At 73.8% G+C, this 17,471-nt stretch carries 20 protein-coding genes and 1 pseudogene; 7 read left to right on the top strand and 14 right to left on the bottom strand.

Annotated features, from left to right (window positions below; genetic code table 11):
* Position 1 precedes the first annotated feature (1 nt).
* A complete protein-coding gene (locus tag ACIP9D_RS23790; protein WP_350873058.1) occupies positions 2-484 on the bottom strand; it encodes a MarR family transcriptional regulator in 483 nt (160 codons plus the stop codon).
* Between the two features lie 154 nt (positions 485-638).
* On the opposite strand from ACIP9D_RS23790, the gene ACIP9D_RS23785 reads away from it, so the two are divergent.
* Complete coding sequence (locus tag ACIP9D_RS23785; RefSeq protein WP_350873057.1) at positions 639-1,169, top strand: GNAT family N-acetyltransferase; 531 nt, start codon at positions 639-641, stop codon at positions 1,167-1,169.
* Between the two features lie 44 nt (positions 1,170-1,213).
* Positions 1,214-1,801 (top strand): DUF1684 domain-containing protein, encoded by a 588-nt coding sequence (locus ACIP9D_RS23780; protein WP_350873056.1) that lies wholly within the window; start codon positions 1,214-1,216, stop codon positions 1,799-1,801.
* A gap of 68 nt (positions 1,802-1,869) precedes the next feature.
* Here the strand turns inward: ACIP9D_RS23780 and ACIP9D_RS23775 are convergent, their stop codons facing one another.
* From ACIP9D_RS23775 to ACIP9D_RS23765, 3 genes are all read right to left on the bottom strand, one after another.
* Positions 1,870-2,454, bottom strand: coding sequence for a general stress protein (locus ACIP9D_RS23775; protein ID WP_350873055.1), 585 nt, complete (start codon positions 2,452-2,454; stop codon positions 1,870-1,872).
* 82 nt (positions 2,455-2,536) lie between these two features.
* A complete protein-coding gene (locus tag ACIP9D_RS23770; RefSeq protein WP_350873054.1) occupies positions 2,537-3,337 on the bottom strand; it encodes a helix-turn-helix transcriptional regulator in 801 nt (266 codons plus the stop codon).
* A gap of 98 nt (positions 3,338-3,435) precedes the next feature.
* Positions 3,436-4,761 carry a glycoside hydrolase family 6 protein gene (locus tag ACIP9D_RS23765; protein WP_350873053.1) on the bottom strand — a complete coding sequence of 442 codons (1,326 nt, stop codon included), beginning with the start codon at positions 4,759-4,761 and terminating at the stop codon, positions 3,436-3,438.
* A gap of 133 nt (positions 4,762-4,894) precedes the next feature.
* Between ACIP9D_RS23765 and ACIP9D_RS23760 the strand changes: the two genes are divergently transcribed.
* Entirely contained in the window at positions 4,895-5,395 is a 501-nt protein-coding gene (locus ACIP9D_RS23760) for a metallophosphoesterase (protein WP_350873052.1), read from the top strand.
* A gap of 12 nt (positions 5,396-5,407) precedes the next feature.
* Here the strand turns inward: ACIP9D_RS23760 and ACIP9D_RS23755 are convergent, their stop codons facing one another.
* Positions 5,408-5,626 carry a DUF3072 domain-containing protein gene (locus tag ACIP9D_RS23755; RefSeq protein ID WP_400450884.1) on the bottom strand — a complete coding sequence of 73 codons (219 nt, stop codon included), beginning with the start codon at positions 5,624-5,626 and terminating at the stop codon, positions 5,408-5,410.
* Positions 5,627-5,761: 135 nt separating this feature from the next.
* Here ACIP9D_RS23755 and ACIP9D_RS23750 point away from each other — a divergent pair, with 135 nt between their 5' ends.
* On the top strand, positions 5,762-6,697 hold the full coding sequence (locus tag ACIP9D_RS23750; protein ID WP_350873376.1) for an FAD-dependent oxidoreductase: 936 nt from the start codon (positions 5,762-5,764) through the stop codon (positions 6,695-6,697).
* Between the two features lie 22 nt (positions 6,698-6,719).
* On the opposite strand, the gene ACIP9D_RS23745 is transcribed toward ACIP9D_RS23750, so the two are convergent.
* The 3 genes and pseudogenes from ACIP9D_RS23745 to ACIP9D_RS23735 all read right to left on the bottom strand — a co-directional run bounded on the left by ACIP9D_RS23745 (position 6,720) and on the right by ACIP9D_RS23735 (position 10,973).
* Positions 6,720-8,012 (bottom strand): cation:proton antiporter, encoded by a 1,293-nt coding sequence (locus tag ACIP9D_RS23745; RefSeq protein ID WP_350873050.1) that lies wholly within the window; start codon positions 8,010-8,012, stop codon positions 6,720-6,722.
* 107 nt (positions 8,013-8,119) lie between these two features.
* Positions 8,120-8,799: pseudogene (locus ACIP9D_RS23740) on the bottom strand (HAD family hydrolase).
* A gap of 44 nt (positions 8,800-8,843) precedes the next feature.
* Complete coding sequence (locus tag ACIP9D_RS23735; RefSeq protein ID WP_350873049.1) at positions 8,844-10,973, bottom strand: SpoIIE family protein phosphatase; 2,130 nt, start codon at positions 10,971-10,973, stop codon at positions 8,844-8,846.
* Between the two features lie 266 nt (positions 10,974-11,239).
* On the opposite strand from ACIP9D_RS23735, the gene ACIP9D_RS23730 reads away from it, so the two are divergent.
* Complete coding sequence (locus ACIP9D_RS23730; protein WP_350873048.1) at positions 11,240-12,106, top strand: mechanosensitive ion channel family protein; 867 nt, start codon at positions 11,240-11,242, stop codon at positions 12,104-12,106.
* Positions 12,107-12,180: 74 nt separating this feature from the next.
* Here the strand turns inward: ACIP9D_RS23730 and ACIP9D_RS23725 are convergent, their stop codons facing one another.
* Positions 12,181-12,534: a DUF6401 family natural product biosynthesis protein gene (locus ACIP9D_RS23725; RefSeq protein WP_350873047.1), complete on the bottom strand. Its 354-nt coding sequence runs from the start codon at positions 12,532-12,534 to the stop codon at positions 12,181-12,183.
* 152 nt (positions 12,535-12,686) lie between these two features.
* Here ACIP9D_RS23725 and ACIP9D_RS23720 point away from each other — a divergent pair, with 152 nt between their 5' ends.
* Complete coding sequence (locus ACIP9D_RS23720; protein WP_350873046.1) at positions 12,687-13,133, top strand: hypothetical protein; 447 nt, start codon at positions 12,687-12,689, stop codon at positions 13,131-13,133.
* Here ACIP9D_RS23720 and ACIP9D_RS23715 read toward each other — a convergent pair.
* The gene (locus tag ACIP9D_RS23715) at positions 13,130-13,342 is read right to left on the bottom strand and encodes a hypothetical protein (RefSeq protein WP_350873045.1); all 213 of its coding nucleotides are present in this window, start codon (positions 13,340-13,342) and stop codon (positions 13,130-13,132) included. The two genes, ACIP9D_RS23720 and ACIP9D_RS23715, sit on opposite strands and share 4 nt — an antisense overlap.
* A 155-nt stretch (positions 13,343-13,497) precedes the next feature.
* Here ACIP9D_RS23715 and ACIP9D_RS23710 point away from each other — a divergent pair, with 155 nt between their 5' ends.
* Positions 13,498-14,793, top strand: a complete 1,296-nt coding sequence (locus ACIP9D_RS23710; RefSeq protein WP_350873044.1) for an MFS transporter — start codon at positions 13,498-13,500, stop codon at positions 14,791-14,793.
* Positions 14,794-14,936: 143 nt separating this feature from the next.
* Here ACIP9D_RS23710 and ACIP9D_RS23705 read toward each other — a convergent pair whose 3' ends face one another.
* The 4 genes from ACIP9D_RS23705 to ACIP9D_RS23690 form a co-directional block, all read right to left on the bottom strand.
* Positions 14,937-15,197 (bottom strand): hypothetical protein, encoded by a 261-nt coding sequence (locus tag ACIP9D_RS23705; RefSeq protein WP_350873043.1) that lies wholly within the window; start codon positions 15,195-15,197, stop codon positions 14,937-14,939.
* Positions 15,198-15,361: 164 nt separating this feature from the next.
* Positions 15,362-15,823, bottom strand: a complete 462-nt coding sequence (locus ACIP9D_RS23700) for an SRPBCC family protein (RefSeq protein WP_350873042.1) — start codon at positions 15,821-15,823, stop codon at positions 15,362-15,364.
* Between the two features lie 49 nt (positions 15,824-15,872).
* Entirely contained in the window at positions 15,873-16,289 is a 417-nt protein-coding gene (locus tag ACIP9D_RS23695) for a DUF2795 domain-containing protein (protein WP_350873041.1), read from the bottom strand.
* Between the two features lie 45 nt (positions 16,290-16,334).
* Positions 16,335-17,315 carry a YihY/virulence factor BrkB family protein gene (locus tag ACIP9D_RS23690; RefSeq protein WP_350873040.1) on the bottom strand — a complete coding sequence of 327 codons (981 nt, stop codon included), beginning with the start codon at positions 17,313-17,315 and terminating at the stop codon, positions 16,335-16,337.
* Positions 17,316-17,471 lie beyond the last annotated feature (156 nt).

Below are 17,471 nucleotides of genomic sequence, written 5' to 3'. Positions count from 1 at the left end.
CCTAGTTCTCGGCGTGGGTGACCGACGCGTCCCGGGCCGCCCGAAGGCGGTGACCGAGGCGTTCGAAGATCCGGGTGAGGCAGGCGACCTCGTCGTCGTCGAGGTCGTCCATGAGGTGGGTCCGCACCGACGCCAGATGGTGGGGCGCGGCGTCCCGCAGGGTCAGCAGACCGGCGGCGGTGAGCACCGCCTCGCTGCCGCGCCGGTCGTCGGGACAGGGCTGACGGGTGACCAGGCCCCGTCGCTGCATGGTGGAGATCTGGTAGGTCAGCCGGCTGGGGGAGAAGACCAGCCGGCTGGCCAGCTCGCCCATCCGCAACCGCTGGCCCGGCGCCTCGGAGAGCAGCACCAGCACGTGGTAGTCGGCGAAGCTCAGCTCGCTGTCGGCGCGCAGGTCCTCCTCCAGCTGCGTGAACAGCCGTTGGCTGGACTCGATGTACGCGCGCCAGGCGGCGAGTCGGGCGCTGTCCAGGCTCTCGGTCACGGCACCAGGTTAGCACTCTTTCAAAATTTAACTAGTTGCCCGACTGTCGCGTGGCTCACGCTGATTTCGAGCGCCGGAAGACTGGTGCAGGTTTGAATGAACCCGGTCTGATATCCAGCGGTGCCGGGCGAGCGGGTGTGCCAGACTGCGCGGCGTGGAGCACCTGGAACTGACCGCCGACGACCTGCTGCTGCGCCCCTGGCGGGAGGCGGACGCGCCGGCGGTCCGCAACGCCCTGCGCGATGCGGAGATTGCCCAATGGAACCCGCAGGGCGGGCCGGTCGACGACGAGTCGGCGCTGCGGTGGGTTCGTCGCCGGGCGGACTGGTCGGCCGGCGACCACGTCTCGCTGGCGGTCACCGCCGCGGCGGACGGCGTTCTGCTGGGCTCGGTGTCGTTGCACCACATCAGCGGCGACAACGCCGCGATCGGCTACTGGACGGTGCCCGAGGCGCGCGGCCGGGGGGTCGCGTCGCGCGCGGTCGACCGGCTCACCCGCTGGGGCTTCGAGCGGCTCGGGCTGCACCGCATCGAGCTCTGCCACGCCAGCGTGAACCCGGCCTCCTGCCGGGTCGCCGAGCGCGCCGGCTACCCCGCCGAGGGGACGCTGCGCGAATCCTTCCGGTACGGCGACGGGCGCCGCTACGACGAGCACCTGCACGCCCGGCTGGCGACCGACCGTTGATCGGCCCGCCTCGCCGGCCCGCCTGCGCGGACTAGGCTCGCGGGGTGGACGACCTCGACCTGCTCGACTGGCGGGAACGAACCGCGCGGCTCTACCTCTCCGACGTCGACCTGGCGGGGTTCCGGGCGGAACGTGACCGGCTCTTCGCGAGCCACTCGCAGAGCCCGATCCCGCCGCCGGACCGCGCCGCTTTCACCGGGCTGCGCTATCACCCGCCGGATCCCACCGCAGCGGTCGAGGCGCCGCTGCGCCCCGCCGAGGGTGGACTCGACATCGACACCGGAGGCCCGGACGGCGTGATCCACTACCGACGGGTCGCCATCGCCGACACCCCGTGGGGTCCGCTGACCCTCTGGTGGATCGCCGCGTACGGCGGGGGGCTCTTCGTGCCCCTGCGCGACGCGACCTGCGGCCAGGGGAGCTACGGCGGCGGTCGCTACCTCACCGACACGGTGAAGGGCACCTACGGGCGCGGGCTGACCGTGCTTCCCGGCGCGCGGGTGCGGCTCGACCCCAACTACCTCTACAACCCCTCCTGCGCCTACGACGACCGGTGGGCCTGCCCGCTCGCCCCGGCGGAGAACCGGGTCGAGGTGGCGCTGCGCGCCGGCGAGCTGGCCTACTCCGGATGAGCTGCCCGGGGTGAACCGGTCCACCCCGGCGCCGGGCGGGCGCCGGGGTGGACTCACGACGTCCGGTCTCAGCGCGTGCTCGGGTTCGGCGCCGTCATGTGCAGCCGGCCGAGCAGCTGCCGGGCCTGGTCGGCCAGGTTCGCGGTGACGATGACGGCGTACTGGCCGGCCCGTAGCGAGCTGGCCGAGGTGAAGTCGCGTTGGCCACCCGTCATGGCGTGCGCCACCGCGCCGAAGATCGCACCCCAGATCGCGCCGATCACCAGCCCGATAACGATCACGGCGAGCCAGTTGCCGACCGTGAAGATGCCGAAGAGCAGGCCGATGAAGAGCCCGAACCACGCCCCGGTGCCGCCGCCGACCAGCGCCGCCCGGCCGGTGGTCATCCGGCCGAGCACCGTCTCCACCAGCGTGAGGTTCGTGCCGACAATGGCGGTGTGCTCGACTGGAAAGCGGTTGTCCGCCAGATAGTCGACGACACGCTGTGCCGACGGGTAGTCCGGATACGACCCGATCGTCACGGTCGGCGGCCCACTCTCCGGGCCGTGGCCGTCGCCGGGTGTCGCCGGCCGTCCCGCCGGACCTGACGGAAGCAGGTCACCGCCCGGCATGGCCGATCGCCAGCCACCGGTCGAACCCGAAGAACTGGTCATGAGCTTCCTCCCTCGTCCAGCCGACCGGGTTCCCGCCCGCGCCGCCCGGTAACGCCCCGCGCGGCGCGGATGCGCCGCGCGGTCAGCGGACGGGCCGGCGCAGGTGGGCGGCGGTGGCCTCGTCGGCGGGGAAGAACGACTCGATGGAGAGTTCCTGGACGGTGACGTCCAGCGGCGTGCCGAACGTCGAGACGGTGCTGAGCAGCCGTAGCTCGCCGTCGTCGTGGCGCAGCCGCAGCGGCACCACCACATCGCCGGGACCGGGCAACTCGACCTCCGGCGTGCCGCCGGGATAGCCGCGCAACTCGTCGTACAGCGAGGCGAGGTCTGCGTCCGCGGTCAGCCCGAGCTGGCGTCGCAACCGGCCGAGCAGGTGCCCGCGCCACTCGGCGAGGTTGACGATCCGGCGCGCCAGACCGTCCGGGTGCAGGGTCAGCCGCAGCGCGTTGGCCGGCGGGCGGAGCAGGTGGTCGGCGACGCCGGCCGTGAGCAGGGGCAGCGTGGCGTTGCCCGCGACCAGGTTCCAGAGCCGGTCGACCGCGACCGCCGGATATGGCTCGTGCGCCCGCAGCACGGTACGCACGGCGTCCAGCACGCGGCGCAGCTCCGGGCTGTCCAGCCGCGCCTGCGAGAAGACCGGCGCGTATCCGGCCGCGAGCAGCAGCTGGTTACGGTCCCGCAGCGGCACCTCGAGGTGCTCGGCCAGCCGGAGCACCATCTCCCGGCTCGGCGTCGACCGGCCGGTCTCCACGAAGCTGAGATGCCGGGCGGAGATCTCCGCCTCGATCGCCAGCGCGAGCTGGCTGAGTCGACGGCGCTCCCGCCACTGTTTCAGCAGCCGACCGACCGGCGGCTGCCGCCGCTCGGCGGCCGTCTGCTCCACCGGCCCATCACAGCACACCGTCCGGCGGGCACGGGTTGCCCGTCCCCGCCGGACGGCCGCCGCCGGGCGGGAGAGCGCTGCCCGGCCCGCCCGGCGGGTCAGGAACAGGTGACGTCGTCGAGTGCGAAGCCGGTCGGTGCGGGCAACGTGCCTCCGGAGTAGGTGCCCTGGAAGCCGAGGGTCAGCGTCCCGCCGGCGGGCAGGGCGGCGTTCCACGCGGTGTTGCGGACGGTGATCCGGTCGCCGGACTGGCTCCACTCGCCGTTCCAGCCGGTGCTGAGCCGGACGCCGGCGCCGGCCACGAAGGTGAGTGTCCAGCCGGTGCGCGCCGCGCCGTGGTTGGTCACCCGAAGCTCGGCGGTGAAGCCACCGGGCCAGGAGTTCGGTGTGTACGTCACCGCGCACCCGCCGGTCGGCGGGGGAGTGGTCGGCGGGACGGTCGTGGGCGGGGTGGTGGTCGGCGGCGGGCCGGCCGCCACCGCGAGGTCGTACGCCCGTTGCGGAACGAACTGGCCGGCCGGGGCGAGGCAGCCGTCCGCCTCGCCGGGCAGCTTCACCCAGAGGAACGCGTCGATCGCCGGGTCGCCGGTGGCGGTGGTGCTCGGCGTGCCGATCGCCCGGCCCGGCGGGTCGCACCACTCGGAGCCGGCCGGGCCGTTGCCGTTGCGGCTGGTATCGATGACCGCGGTCAGCCGGGAGATCCCGGTCGCCGCGATGACCGCCTTGGCGTACGGGATCGTCTCGGCGGTGCTGCGGTAGTTCGAGACGTTCAACGAGATGCCGTCGGCGCTGTTGGCGATGTCCGCGCCGACCAGCCGGGCGGCCGCCTCGGCGGGGCTGAGCCACGCCGAGTGCCCGATGTCGAGATAGACCTTCGCCAGCGTGGAGCCGGCCTTGAGCCGCTTGCCGGCGTACCCGATCGAGGCTTTCGTCTCGGCCTGCTGGGCGGCGCTCTGGCAGTTGCTCATCAGCGGCAGCACGTCCGGCTCCAGGACGATGGTGGCCGGACGTCCGGCCAGCCCCGCGGCGACCTGGTCGACCCACTGCCGGTAGCTGGCGTGGTCCGGGGCGCCACCGCCGCTCGCCCCGCCGCAGTCCCGGTTCGGGATGTTGTAGACCACCAGGATCGGCACCTTGCCGACGGTGGCGGCCGACCCGACCAGGGCGTCGACCTCGGCGCGTACGGTCGAGGTGTTGGTCCGGGTGAACCAGCGGGCCTGCGGGACGGCGGCGATCCGGTCCCGGATCACCGGGGTCCGCGGGTCGTCCGGATTGGCCGCCACCCAGGCCGCCGCGGCGGTGGCCGGGTCGACGTAGAACGTCGAGTCGGCGGCGACCGCGGCCGGGGCGCGCAGGCCGACCGTTGCGGTGGCGACGGCGAGCGCGGCGGCGACGGCCGCGGCGAGCGTGGATCTGCTTCGCATGGCTCTCCTCTCATCGATGAGCGCCGCTGGAAGCGCCCCCATGTACGCCGTCAAACTACGTCCTGTTCGCCGCGCTGGAAAGACCCCGGACCGGCGCGGCCCCGGAAACCGCGGTACGGCGGAGAATGGGCGGATGCGCCTGGTGATCACCGCGGACACCCACGTGCCGAAGCGGGCTCGGGACCTGCCCGCGCCGCTCTGGGCGGCGATCGAGCAGGCGGACGTGGTGCTGCACGCGGGAGACTGGGTGGACGAGTCGCTGCTCGACGCGATGCTGGCCCGGTCCCGCCGCCTGGTCGGCGTCTACGGCAACAACGACGGGCCGCCCCTGCGGGCCCGGCTGCCCGAGGTCGCTCGGGTGGAACTCGACGGGCTGCGCGTCGCCGTGGTGCACGAGACCGGGCCCCGTACCCGCCGGGAAGAGCGCTGCGCCGCCCGGTTCCCCGATGTCGACCTGCTGGTCTTCGGCCACTCGCACATCCCCTGGGACACCCGGGCGCCCGGCGGGCTGCGACTGCTCAATCCGGGCTCGCCGACGGACCGCCGGGCGCAGCCGCAGGCCACCTACCTGACCGCCCGGGTCGCGGCGGGGCGGCTCGACCAGGTCGAGTTGCACCGCCTCCCGCCGCGCTGACCGGGTCGGGGTTCACTGGCCCCGGCCGGTCTCCTCCTGGAGCTCGTCGATCCGCTTGGACGCCTCCGCCTTGGTCAGCCCCTCCGGCACCTCGGCGTCGGCCTCCCGGGCGAGCGTGGCCAGGTAGGACTCCTGGGCCGCGGTCGGCGGCTCCGCGCCGGTCACCCACTCGTCCGGATCCTTGACGGCGCCCTGCGGGTTGCTCTGATCGCTGGTCTGGTCGGTCATCATCTCCACCTCTCTTCGAACAGGCGTGCCAATACCCCGATCGGCCCCGGTTCATGCCGGTTCCCGGCGCGTGGCGGCGGACCCCGATCCGCCGGTGCGCCGCTTACCATCAGCGGCGTGAACGCGGACCGGTCGGGCGTGGTGGTCGTCGGCGCCGGTATCGCCGGCGTGGCGTGCGCGGTGGAGCTGGCCCGGGCCGGCCTGCCGGTGCGGATCCGCGAGCGGGCCCATGTGCCCGGCGGCCGGATGGCCAGCAAACGCTTCGACGGCCGGCCCGCCGACCTCGGCGCCGCCTACTTCACGGTCAGTGACCCGGACTTCGCCGCCGTCGCCGAGAGCTGGCGAACGGCCGGCCTGGCCCGGGAGTGGACCGACACGTTCGTGGCGTACGACCGGGACGGCCGGCGCGCGGTGCCCGGACCGATGCGCTGGGCCGCACCGCGCGGCCTGCGCTCGCTGGTCGAGCACCTGGCCCGCGACCTGCCGGTGACGGTCGACCGGCTGGTGCTCGGCGTCGATCCGGGACCGAACGTGGACGGCGACCCGTGCGAGGCGGTCGTGCTGGCCATGCCCGGCCCGCAGGCCGCGCTGCTGCTGGCCCCGGCGCTGGCCGCCGCCACGGTGGCCGCGCAGGCGCAACGATGGTCGCCGTCGCTCGCCGGGGCGCTGCGGTTCCCGTCGCGGTGTTGGGAGGACTTCCGGGGCGCCTTCGTCAACGACCACCCGCTGCTGACGGTGGTCTGCGACGACGGCGACCGGCGTGGCGACGGCGCGCCGGTCCTGGTGGCGCACACCACGCCGGAGTTCGCCGCCGGCCATCTGGCCCAGCCGACCGGCGCCGCACCGGCGATCGAGGAGGCGGTCCGCGACCTGCTGGCGCTGCCCGAGCCGGCAGAGCACGTACACGTGCACCGCTGGACGTACGCGAAGCCGACCGTCGCCGGCGCCGGCACCTTCCACCTCGACGCGGACGGCATCGGGCTGGCCGGGGACGCCTACGGCACGCCCCGGGTGCAGAGCGCCTGGCGCTCCGGCCGGGACCTCGGCCGCGCCCTGGTCGACCGGCTGCGCTGAGCCGCCCAGGGGCTCCGAGCGGTCAGCTCGCGGCGGTGGCGACGCTGGGCTCGGCGGGTCTTCCCTCGGCCGGGTCGCCGGTGCGTTCCCCGGCCCGGTCCAGCAGTTGCATCACCGGCGTCGCCGCGACACCGTGCACCACCACCGAGACGACCACCACCAGCCCGACGGTGGCCCAGATCAGCTCGGCCTGCGGGAAGTCGGCCTTCGTGGTGGCGTACGCGAGGTAGTAGAACGAGCCGACGCCGCGGATGCCGAAGAACGCGATGACCCAGTGCTCAGTCGGTCGGCCGGGAGCGCCGCGCAACGACAGCCAACCGACCAGCGGCCGGACCACGAAGACCAGCGCCAGCCCGACCGCCGCCGCCGGCCAGGTCAGCGGGCCGAGCAGCCCGCCCACCACCGCGCCGCCGAAGAGCAGCAGCAGCAGGACCGTGAGCAGCCGCTCGACCTGCTCGGCGAAGTCGTGCAGCACCGAGTGGAACTCGTGGGTCCGCTCGGCCGCCCGGATCGCCCGGGCGGCCACGAAGACGGCCAGGAAACCGTAGCCGCCGGCCACCTCGACCAGCCCGTACGCCAGGAACGTGGCGGCCAGCGCGAGGAAGCCCTCGGCGTGCCGGGCGAGTCGCAGCGTGCTCGGCGCCCGGAAGAAGAGCTTGCCGAGCAGCCAGCCGATCAGCAGACCGCCACCGACGCCCACCCCGACCTTCCACACCACGTCCACGGTGAACCAGCCGGCCAGCCAGTCACCCGGGGCCAGGCTGGTGGTCGCGATGGCGATCGCCGCGTAGACGAACGGGAACGCCAGCCCGTCGTTCAACCCGGCCTCCGAGGTGAGCGCGAAGCGGACCTCGTCCTCCGAGTCCTCCACGTCGGTCGGCTCGCCGACCTGCACGTCGGAGGCGAGCACCGGGTCGGTCGGGGCGAGCGCGCTGCCGAGCAGCAGCGCGGCAGCCGGCACCAGGCCGGCCCACCACCAGCCGAGCAGGGCCACCGCGGCGATGCAGACCGGCATCGCGATGGCCAGCAGCCGCCAGGTGGCCGACCACCGCGACCAGCTCAGCGGCCGATCGATCTTCAGCCCGGCGCCCATCAGGGCGACGATCACCCCGATCTCGGTCAGGTGGGTGGCCAGCTCGGGATGGGCCAGCGGATCCGGCGTCGGCAGCCCGGTGGGCAGCAGGAACACCGCCATGCCGAGGCCGAGGAAGGCGATCGGCATGGAGAGCGGCCGGCGCTCCAACACCCTGGGCAGGATCCCGGCGAGCAGGGCGCCGACGCCCACCAGCGCGAAAGCCACGTCTACCGGTTCCACCCGCACCACCCTCCGACCGTGCCCGCGAGGGGCGGGCAGGTGGTGACACACCTTGCCCCGGCGGACCGCCGGCTATGCCTGCCCGGCGCGGCCAACCCCCGGCGGCGTCACCGTGGCCGGGTCAGCGGCGAGTCGTCCAAGGTCGCCAGCAGCGCGGCCGGGTCGTCGTAGACCGCCACCGCGCCCGCCCCGGCCAGCTCGCCCCGGCTGGTGCCGCCGCAGGTCAGACCGACGCAGGGGATGTCGAGCTTCCCGGCGGCGGCGACGTCCCAGACCGAGTCGCCGACGAAGACCACCCGCTCGGCGGCCAGTCCGGACTGGTCCAGCGCGGCGATCAGGATGTCCGGCGCCGGCTTGCTCTGCTTCGCGTCGGCCGACGAGGTGACCGCGTCGATGACGTCGTCCGCGTCCAGCGCGCGGCGCAGCGCGCTGACCTCGTGCTCGGCGGTGCCGAGGTGGCGAGCACCACCCGCAGCCCCCGTTCGGCGCAGGCACGCAGCAGGTCGGCCGCGCCGGGCAGCGGTGTCAGCCGCGCCCAGTACTCGGCGTAGAGGGTGTCGTGCGCGTCGCGCAGCTTCGGGTCGGCGTCCCGGTCCCGTTCCGGGCCGAGCAGGTGGTCGAGCAGCTTGTCCGAGCCCATCCCGATGGCCCGGTGCACGTCCGCCATCGGCACCGGTCGTTCGGTCTGGCGCAGCGCCTCCCACCAGCTCACGGTGTGCAGGTACGTGGTGTCGACCAGGGTGCCGTCGACGTCGAACAGGACACCTGCCGGATTGTCGGTAGACATGGCCGTCCTCCTACCCGTTGCGGGCCCGCCTGACGCCCCCGGGCTCAGTCACCCGGGAGGAGGATCTCGAACCACACGGTCGAGCCGCGCACCGTCGGGTCCGTTCCCCAGGCGTCACTGAGTTCCTCGATCAGCCCCAGGCCTCGGCCGCGGCTGCTCAGCGTGTCGGTCTGCGCCCGGGTGACCGTGCCCCGGGTGCCCGAGTCGGCGACCGAGACCAGCAGCCGTTCGGCGCTGAGGTCGATCTCCACCCGGGCCGCGGTGCCCGCGTGCAGCAGCGCGTTGGTGGTCAGCTCGCTGGTGCAGAGCACGGCCGCGCCGATCACCGAATCCGGCACCTGCCACTCGCCCAGCTGGGCGCTCATCCAGTGCCGGACCCGGCTCGGGGCGGTCGGCTCGGCCGGCACCTCCATGCCCGCCGAGCGGCTCGCCTTCAACGCGTGCTCGACGGCGAGCACGGCGACGTCGTCCTCGGTGGTGCCGGCGACCGCGCCGGTGGCCACCGCGCAGAGCGCCCGCGGGTCGCTGCTGGTGGCGGCGGAGACCGCGTCGGCGAGCGCGCCGAGGCCGGCGGTGAGACTCTGCCGTCGCCGCTCCACCACGCCGTCGCTGTAGAGCAGCAGGGTGTCGCCCGGCGCGAAGCGGACGGTGCCGGTGGCCGGTTGGGAGCCGAGGCCCAGCGGCGCGCCCACCGGCACGTCGAGGAACTCGGCGTAGGGGCGGTCGTCGGGGGTGCCACGGCGGATCAGTGGCGCTGGGTGCCCGGCGCTGGCCAGGGTGATCTCCTGCCGTTCGGCGTCGACCACGCCGAAGACCACGGTGACGAAGAGTTCGTGCGTGCCGGCCTCGGCGCCGAGGCTGGCGACCAGCCGGTCCAGCCCGGCCAGCACCGCGTCCGGGCCGGGGTCGGCCAGCGCCAGCGCACGCAGCGCGGCCCGCACCTGCCCCATCCGGGCGGCGGCCTGCACGTCGTGCCCGGCGACGTCGCCGAGCACGATGCCGAGCCGGCCGTCGGGCAGCAGGAAGGCGTCGTAGAAGTCCCCGCCGGCGGCGTTGCCGTCGACGCCGGGGTCGTAGCGGGCGGCGATGCGCAGCTGGGGGAGATCCGGCAGGTGCTCCGGGAGCATGCTGCGTTGCAGCAGCTGGGCGGTGCCGTGCTGGGTCTCGAACCGGCGTGCCCGCTCGGCCGCCTGGCCGATCAGCTCGGCCGAGGCGGCCAGCAGCGCCCGCTCCGCGGCCGACCAGAGACGTGCGGCCTGGTGGCCGACCGACAGCCCGCCGCGTATCACCGTGGCCCGCAGCGGCACCGCGGCCAGCGAGACGATCTTCTGGTCGTGCCGGTCGGCGGCGGCCGCCCGCAGCGGCTGACCGTCGCCGGTGAACAGCGGCGCCCCGGTCGCCGCGGCCTGCACCACCGGGTCCGGCCAGTCGACGGAGGTGCGCCGCCACAGCGGGGGAAGCCGCTCATCGGCCTCGTCCATCAGCTCGCCCCGGATCCGCCGGACCATCCGCCAGCCGCCGCCACCCTCGTCCACCGCGAACGCGACCCGGTCGGCGTCGAACGTGGTGATCGCGTAGCGCAGCGCCACCCGGGCGACGTCGTCGAGGGTGAGCGTGCCGGCGAGTGCGGCGGCCACCTCGCTCAGGCTCTGCAACTGTTGGGTGGCGTGGGTGGTCTCGGCGGCCACGTTCAGCACACCGACGATCCGGCCGGTGCTGTCGCGCACCGGCGAGTAGCCCCGGGTGAAGACCGCCCGCTCGACCACGCCGCTGCGGCTGCGGACCAACGGAAGGCTGGTCTCCCGCTCGAGGAAGGACCCCCCGTCGCGGTGGATCCGATCGATCACGTCCCCGACGCCGGGCAGCTGCCACAGCTCGGCGAACACGTCGCCGGCCGGCCGGCCGACCGCCGCGGGGTGCCGGTCGCCCATCAGCTCGGCGTAGCCGTCGTTGTAGAGCAGGACGCGGTCGGCACCGTGCGCGAGCGCCATCGGCACCGGTGAGGCGAGGATGAGGTCGACGACCGCGCGCACCGCCGGATCCCACGCCTGCCGCGGGCCGAGCGAGGTGCCGGCCCAGTCGTGGCCGAGGACGACGCCCGCCGCGCCGGTCCCGCCGGGTGCACCGGAGACCGGAGCTGGTGGCGTGGGGACTCGCCCGACCGTTCCTGGCATGCCCGCAGCCTAGCCCGAGCGTCCGCCGACTGTTTCCGATCATGTGCGGTGCGTCGCGAGCGTCGTTCCGGGTTCCGGACGGGCACCTGGTGCGGGCCGCGGTTACGTCGCGGCGGCATTGGCCACGCGACGATGCCCTCGCGGGCGTTCCGGCAGGTCAGGGTGGTGTGATCCGACTTGTCGGAAAAATCCTGCGGATTCGCCCGGCGTGCCGCTCGGGGGACTGGGTAAGCCGCGGCGCAGAGCAGGTGACAGGGAGGGACAAGATGCGGGAAACCCTGGCGGTGCAGCAGGTCGATATCGGAAATGCCGTCTCCGACGCGTGGCGGGAGGTGCTGCTCTTCGTACCGAAGGCCGTCGCCTTCATCGTGATCCTGGTCATCGGGTGGATCATCGCCCGGGTCGTCCTGAAGGTCGTGGACACGGTGCTGGAGCGGCTGGGCTTCGACAGGGCGGTCGAGCGGGGCGGGATCAAACGCGCGCTGGAGCGCAGCAAGTACGACGCCAGCGACATCCTGGCAAGGCTCGCGTACTACGCGGTGCTGCTGTTCACCCTGCAGTTCGCCTTCGGAGTGTGGGGTCCGAACGCGATCAGTGACCTGATCCGGGGCGTGGTGGCCTGGCTGCCACGGGCCTTCGTGGCGATCATCATCGTGGTGGTGGCAGCCGCGATCGCGAACGCCGTACGCGATCTGGTCAGCGGTGCGCTCGGTGGACTGTCGTACGGCCGGGTCCTGGCCGACCTGACCGCGATCTTCGTCATCGCGCTCGGCATCATCGCGGCGCTGAACCAGGTGGGCATCGCCACCACGGTGACCACGCCGGTGCTGATCGCGTTCCTGGCCACGGTGGCCGGCATCCTGATCATCGGTGTCGGTGGTGGTCTGGTGCGACCGATGCAGTCCCGCTGGGACCGCTGGCTGGACCGGGCGGCGGAGGAGTCCCGGGCGGTGCAGGCGCACCGGCAGGCCAGGGCGGCCGGACGCGGCGACGTCGAGCGGCAGATGGCCGACCGGACCGGCGCCGAGCGTACCCAGGCCGCCCGGGAGGCGCAGCAGTCGACGATGGCCGGCGGACAGGGCACGTACCAGTCCGGCAACGTCACCGACGAGACCCAGCAGTTCCGGCCCTAGGGCCGCAACGGGTGACACCGGGGAGGGGGTCCGCGCGCGGCGCGGGCGCCCTCCCCGGATCCGGCGCCCGGGCGTCAGCCGTGGCCGAGCGGGCGGGCCAGTGCGCAGACCGCGAGCAGCCGGGTGAGCAGCCAGTCGGGGGCGGACCAGTCGACCGGGCCGGCCGGCGGTTGCCAGCCGTGCTCGAGCGCGGCGGCGCGGACGCCCTCCGCGTAGCCGGCCAGCGCCGCCGCGGTCAGTGGCAGCCGGTCGGAGTCGAGGCTGTCCCGGACGGCCGCCGCATGCTGGTCGACCAGGGCGAGCAGGCCGGGCCGCTCCGCCGCCGCGGCGAGCCCCGCGGCGCCGACGGCGACGGTCAGGGCGGCAAGGGTGGACCGCGCCGAGTCGACAGCGGTACGGGAAACGACCCGGTTGAACGGCACACGCATGGGGAACGAGGCTAACCGACCCGAATCCCGGTCGACCTCGGCCGCCCGGTCGGTGTGCGCTCGGCCACCGGCTCGCCGAACTGGCCGACCGGACCAGCCCGGGACGGGGTGGAACCCGCCGGACGGGCCCGGCACGGAGCAGGGAGGCACGGATGCGGCAGCAGGACGGACCCGACGAACAGCATCGTCGGCCAGCCGGGGTCGGCGACGAGACGGTGGCCGCGCTGGGCAAGCTCAGCGAAGCTCTGGAGTGCGTGGAGCGGGTCCGTGGACACCTCTACTCGCTGCACCAGCTGATCGGGCACGCCGATCTCATGCTGGACGACGCGGTCGAGCGGTTTCGCTCCGCCGGGCACCCGGAGATCGCCGAGCGGATCTCCGACGAGCTGCTGGGGCGCAACGTCATCGCCGGCCGGTGGACGTTCCAGATCGTCGAGGACTTCGACGACGGCTACTACGCACTCTTCCGAGAGCTGGACCGGCAAGCCCGCGAGCAGCTGGTCGACGGCCGGCGTCACCTCTACGAGGCGGAGATGAAGGAGCGGCGGCGCACCCGGGGCCGTCCCGGGCACGAGGCGCGCCCGAGTGCCGCCGGCTAGTCGCCGGAGCCGGCGCCGGCCGGGCGCCGGCGGGCGGCGTCGTCGGCGATGATCACTGTGGCCACCATCAGCGCGACGCAGAGGCTGAACAGCCAGGAGTCGTCGGAGACGAGCCAGGCCGAGACGGGCGCCTGGAGCGCGGCCAGCAGGAAGCCGAGCCACGCCAGGCGGCGCTGACGCGGGGAGAGAATGCCGGAGCCCTGTTGCATCCCGAAAGTCTTACGCGACACGGCCGCATTGCCGTCCTCCGTTCGGCCGATTCTGGATGAGCTGTCCGTTTTCCCGACCGTCCGGACGTCATTTCTTGTCGCGACGGGGGACCCGGCCGTCACCGGTCACCGTGCCGGGCGGAGGATGGTCGTCCGTGTCCTCCACCCCCGCGCCGCCCCGGGCATCCCTGCTGCTGCTCGCCTACCTCGCCTTCGTCAGCCTCGGTCTGCCGGACGGGCTGATCGGCGTCGGCTGGCCGTCGATCCGGGCCGACTTCGGCGTGCCGACCGAGGCGGTCGGTCTCGTACTCACCGCCGGCACCGCCGGATACCTCACCTCGAGCGTGCTGGCCGGCTTCACGCTGGCCCGGCTCGGGGTGGGCTGGCTGCTCGCCGGCAGCACCCTGCTGGCCAGCCTGGCGCTGACCGGCTACACGGTCAGCCCCGGCCTGGCTCTGATGATCGGCTGCGCGCTCGTGCTCGGGCTGGGCTCCGGCGCGATCGACTCCGGGCTCAACGCGTACGCGGCCGGCGCGTTCGGGCCGCGACACATGAACTGGATGCACGCGTTCTTCGGGCTCGGTGTGGCGATCGGTCCACTGATCATGACCAGTGCGCTCAGCCTGGGGCTGGCCTGGCGGTGGGGGTACGGCATCGTGGCCGTGGCGCAGCTCGCCCTCGCCGCCGCCTTCGCGCTCAGCGTTCGGGCCTGGCGGGACAGGTCCCGCCGGGCGATTCCGGACGCGCCCGCAGCGGTGGCCGATGCGGCCTCCGGGCCGGTGGGGTCGGTCGGCGTGACGCCGACCGCCGGCACCACCGACGCCGACCGTGCGGCCGTCGGCACCGCCGGGCCGCCGATCGCCCGGCCCGTGCCGGTACGGGAGACGCTGCGGCTGCCGGCCGTCTGGCTGGGCGCGGTCGCGTTCGCGCTGTACGTGGCGATCGAGGTCGCCGCTGGGCTCTGGGCCTTCCTGCTGCTCACCGAGGGACGGGGACTGGCCGACGCCACGGCCGGTCTCTGTGTCTCCGCGTACTGGGGCAGCCTCTTCCTCGGGCGCGTGGTGCAGGGGGTGGTGGCCGAGCGGCTGGGCGCGGCCCAGGTCCTGCGGGGCAGCCTGCTCGGCATGGCCGCCGGTGCCGCGCTGATCGCGTTGCCCGCCCCGGCCTGGGTGGCGGTGGCCGGACTCGTCGTGGTCGGCTTCGCCGCGGCCCCGGTCTTCCCGCTGCTGACCCTCACCACCGCCGAGCGGGTCGGTGCGGTGCACGCGGACCGGACCATCGGGCTGCAGATCGGCGCGGCCGGGCTCGGCGGGGCACTGGTCCCGGCCGGGGTCGGAGTACTGCTCGGCAACGTCTCGGTGCAGGCGCTGGGGCCGGCGCTGTTCGTGCTCGCCGTCGGGCTGATCGCCCTGCACGCGGCCGCTTCGCGCCGGCCCGGGGTCACGAGCTAGCCGATCGTTCCCGGGGTCGCGCGCCAGCCGAAGGTCCCCGAGGTCGCGCGCCGGGCGACGTCCGGAAACCGCAACGCGGGTGCGCGTCCGGCCGGGCCGGCTCGCGTCCGGCCCGGCGAGACCACGTCCAGGCTGTCGGTGGGTCAGCCGTTGTCCGGGCCGGTGCGTCCGGTGGTCGACGGCCGGTAGGCGCGGTCCGGGTCGGTCGGCTCACGGCCGGCGCCGGCGGCCTGCCCACCCCGGTCCGCCGCCTCCGGCCCGTGCCCGAACGCGGCCTCCTCACCGGCGTCGTTGCCGGTGACGTCGTCGGCCTGCCCGTCGATGCTCGAGCCTGCGACGGCCCGCTCCAGTTCCTCCAGCGGAGTCCGTTCCTCGTCCCGCCACACCCTGCCGTCGTCCGTCATGCCTTCGCGGTACCCCCGGGCCGTGATGGCAAACGGCGCAGGCGCGGAACGACGCACCCGCACAGACGGCTCAGGCGCGCGGACGGCTCCGGGGCGCGGACGGCGATGGCCGCCGGAGAGATTCCGGCGGCCATCGGAGGTTCGTCTTCCCCGGGGGATGGGGGTCACGGCTGCGGGCGGTCGACCTTCCCGCGCCAGGCGCCCGTCTCCTGACGGCGGCGCTCGATGAACTGCTTGAACCGCTCCAGGTCGCCCTTGGCACGCCGGTCCACGATGCCGAGCTTGTCACCGGCCTTCTCGACCACGCCGTGCGGCTCGAACTCGAGCTGCAGGGTGACCCGGGTGTTTCCCTCGTCCAGCCGGTGGAAGGTCACCACGCCGGCCTGCTGGGTGCCGCCGGTGGAGCGCCAGGCGACCCGCTCGTCGGGAAGCTGTTCGGTGATCTCGGCGTCGAACTCGCGCTTCACCCCGGCGATCTCGACGGTCCAGTGGGTCATCGTGTCCGACAGCTGCCGGACCTCCTGCACCCCCTCCATGAAGTGGGGGAACTCCTCGAACTGGGTCCACTGGTCGTACGCGGTCCGTACCGGAACGGAGACGTCCACATGTTCGGTCACGCCACTCATCAGCATCCTCCTCAGTTCGCCGGGGCCGGCCGGGTCGGGTCCCGGCCGGTCACCAGCGAGTCGTCTCGTTCTTGTTGCCGAGCGCGGCCCAGACCTCGGAGATCGTCTGGTACCGGGTCCCCTCCGGCAGGCGCTCCAGGTCGGCGATGATGTCGTCCGGCGCTTCGTTGTTCCGCGCGTTGGCGATCAGCGCCTCGCGGTCGCCAGGCAGGGCGGTCATCGTGATGAACCGTCCGAACCGGCTGCGCCGCTCGACGTCCTGCGAGCTCATACCCTTGGGCGCGCCGCTGCGCAGCTCACCCGCGGGCGCCGTGGTCGCCTCCGGCTGGTCCTCGCCCGCCGGCTCCGGCACGCGCGACTCGTCGACTCGCGAGCCGCCGGTTCCCGGCCCCTGGACGAGGCCGGCCACCTCCTGGCTCATCTGCTCGTCGATCCTCGGTCCGTGCTTGCTGTTGCCACGCTCCATGCCTTCTGCGCTACCCGGCGAGACCGGCGCTAAACCGGCAAGCGGTCACGAACCGGCCGGTGCTCGGGGCGGCAGCACGGGCTCCTCGGGCGCTGATTCGCCGGCCTGCAACCGCCGTCCCCGCTGCAGCTCGGCGTTGATCTGCACACCCAGCATCAGCGCCGAGTTGGACAGGTAGAGCCAGACCAGGAACGCGATGACCGCACCGAGGCTGCCGTAGGTGGCGTCGTACGAGCCGAAGTTGGCCACGTAGAGGCCGAAGCCGAAGGAGGCCACCGCCCAGGCGACCAGCGCTACCGCTCCGCCCGGCGTCAGCCAGCGGAACCGGGGCTGACGCACGTTCGGCGCGATCCAGAACAGCAGCGACAGCAGCACCATCATGATCAGGGCGAGCACCGGCCACTTGGCCACGCCCCACACCGTGCGGGCCAGGCCGCCGGCGTTGACCAGGTCGCCCACCGCGTCGGCGACCGGCCCGCTCACGATCAGCCCGACGGCCACCACGGCGAGCAGCACCAGCGTGACCGCGGCCAGCCCGATCTGCATCGGGCGCAGCTTCCAGACCGGACGCCCCTCGGTCACCCCGTAGATCGCGTTCGAGGCGCGGGTGAACGCGCCGATGAACCCGGACGCGGACCAGAGCGCGCCGAGCAGACCGAAGCTCAGCAGCACCTTCGCCGAACTCTCCTGGTCGACCACGTCGCGGACCACGCCGACGAACCCCTCGTTCGCCACCACCGAGCCGGCGCCCATCTGCCGCGCCAGGTCCAGCACCGTGTCCACCGTGCGCTCGCCCTCGGAAACCAGCCCGACCAGCGAGACCACCACGACGGCGGACGGGAAGAGCGCGAGCACCCCGTAGTAGGTGAGCGCGGCGGCCCAGTCGGCACAGTTGTCCGAGAAGAAGTTCCGTACGCTGCGGACCAGCACACCGCGCCAGGTCCGCCAGCTCAGTTGCCGGATCCGCCGAGGCAGGCGCAGTCCCCGCTGGTCACCGAGCGTCGTGCCGGGGTCCGTCGTCGTCATCTGCCGCTCCCTGTGCCCCCGACCGCCGGATGGTCCGGTCCGTCCGGCTGAGCCTGGCCCGGCCGGTACCCAGGGCGGAAAGCCCGCAAACGGGCGGGCCCGGGTGGACGTACCGGCGGTTTGCGGGGCCCGGTCGGGGGAACGGTCAGATGAGGA

The sequence above is a fragment of the Micromonospora sp. NPDC093243 genome (assembly GCF_044753725.1).
Taxonomy (GTDB): domain Bacteria; phylum Actinomycetota; class Actinomycetes; order Mycobacteriales; family Micromonosporaceae; genus Micromonospora.
Note: the sequence above shows the minus strand (reverse complement) of the source record. Positions and strands in the feature narration are given on the sequence as shown.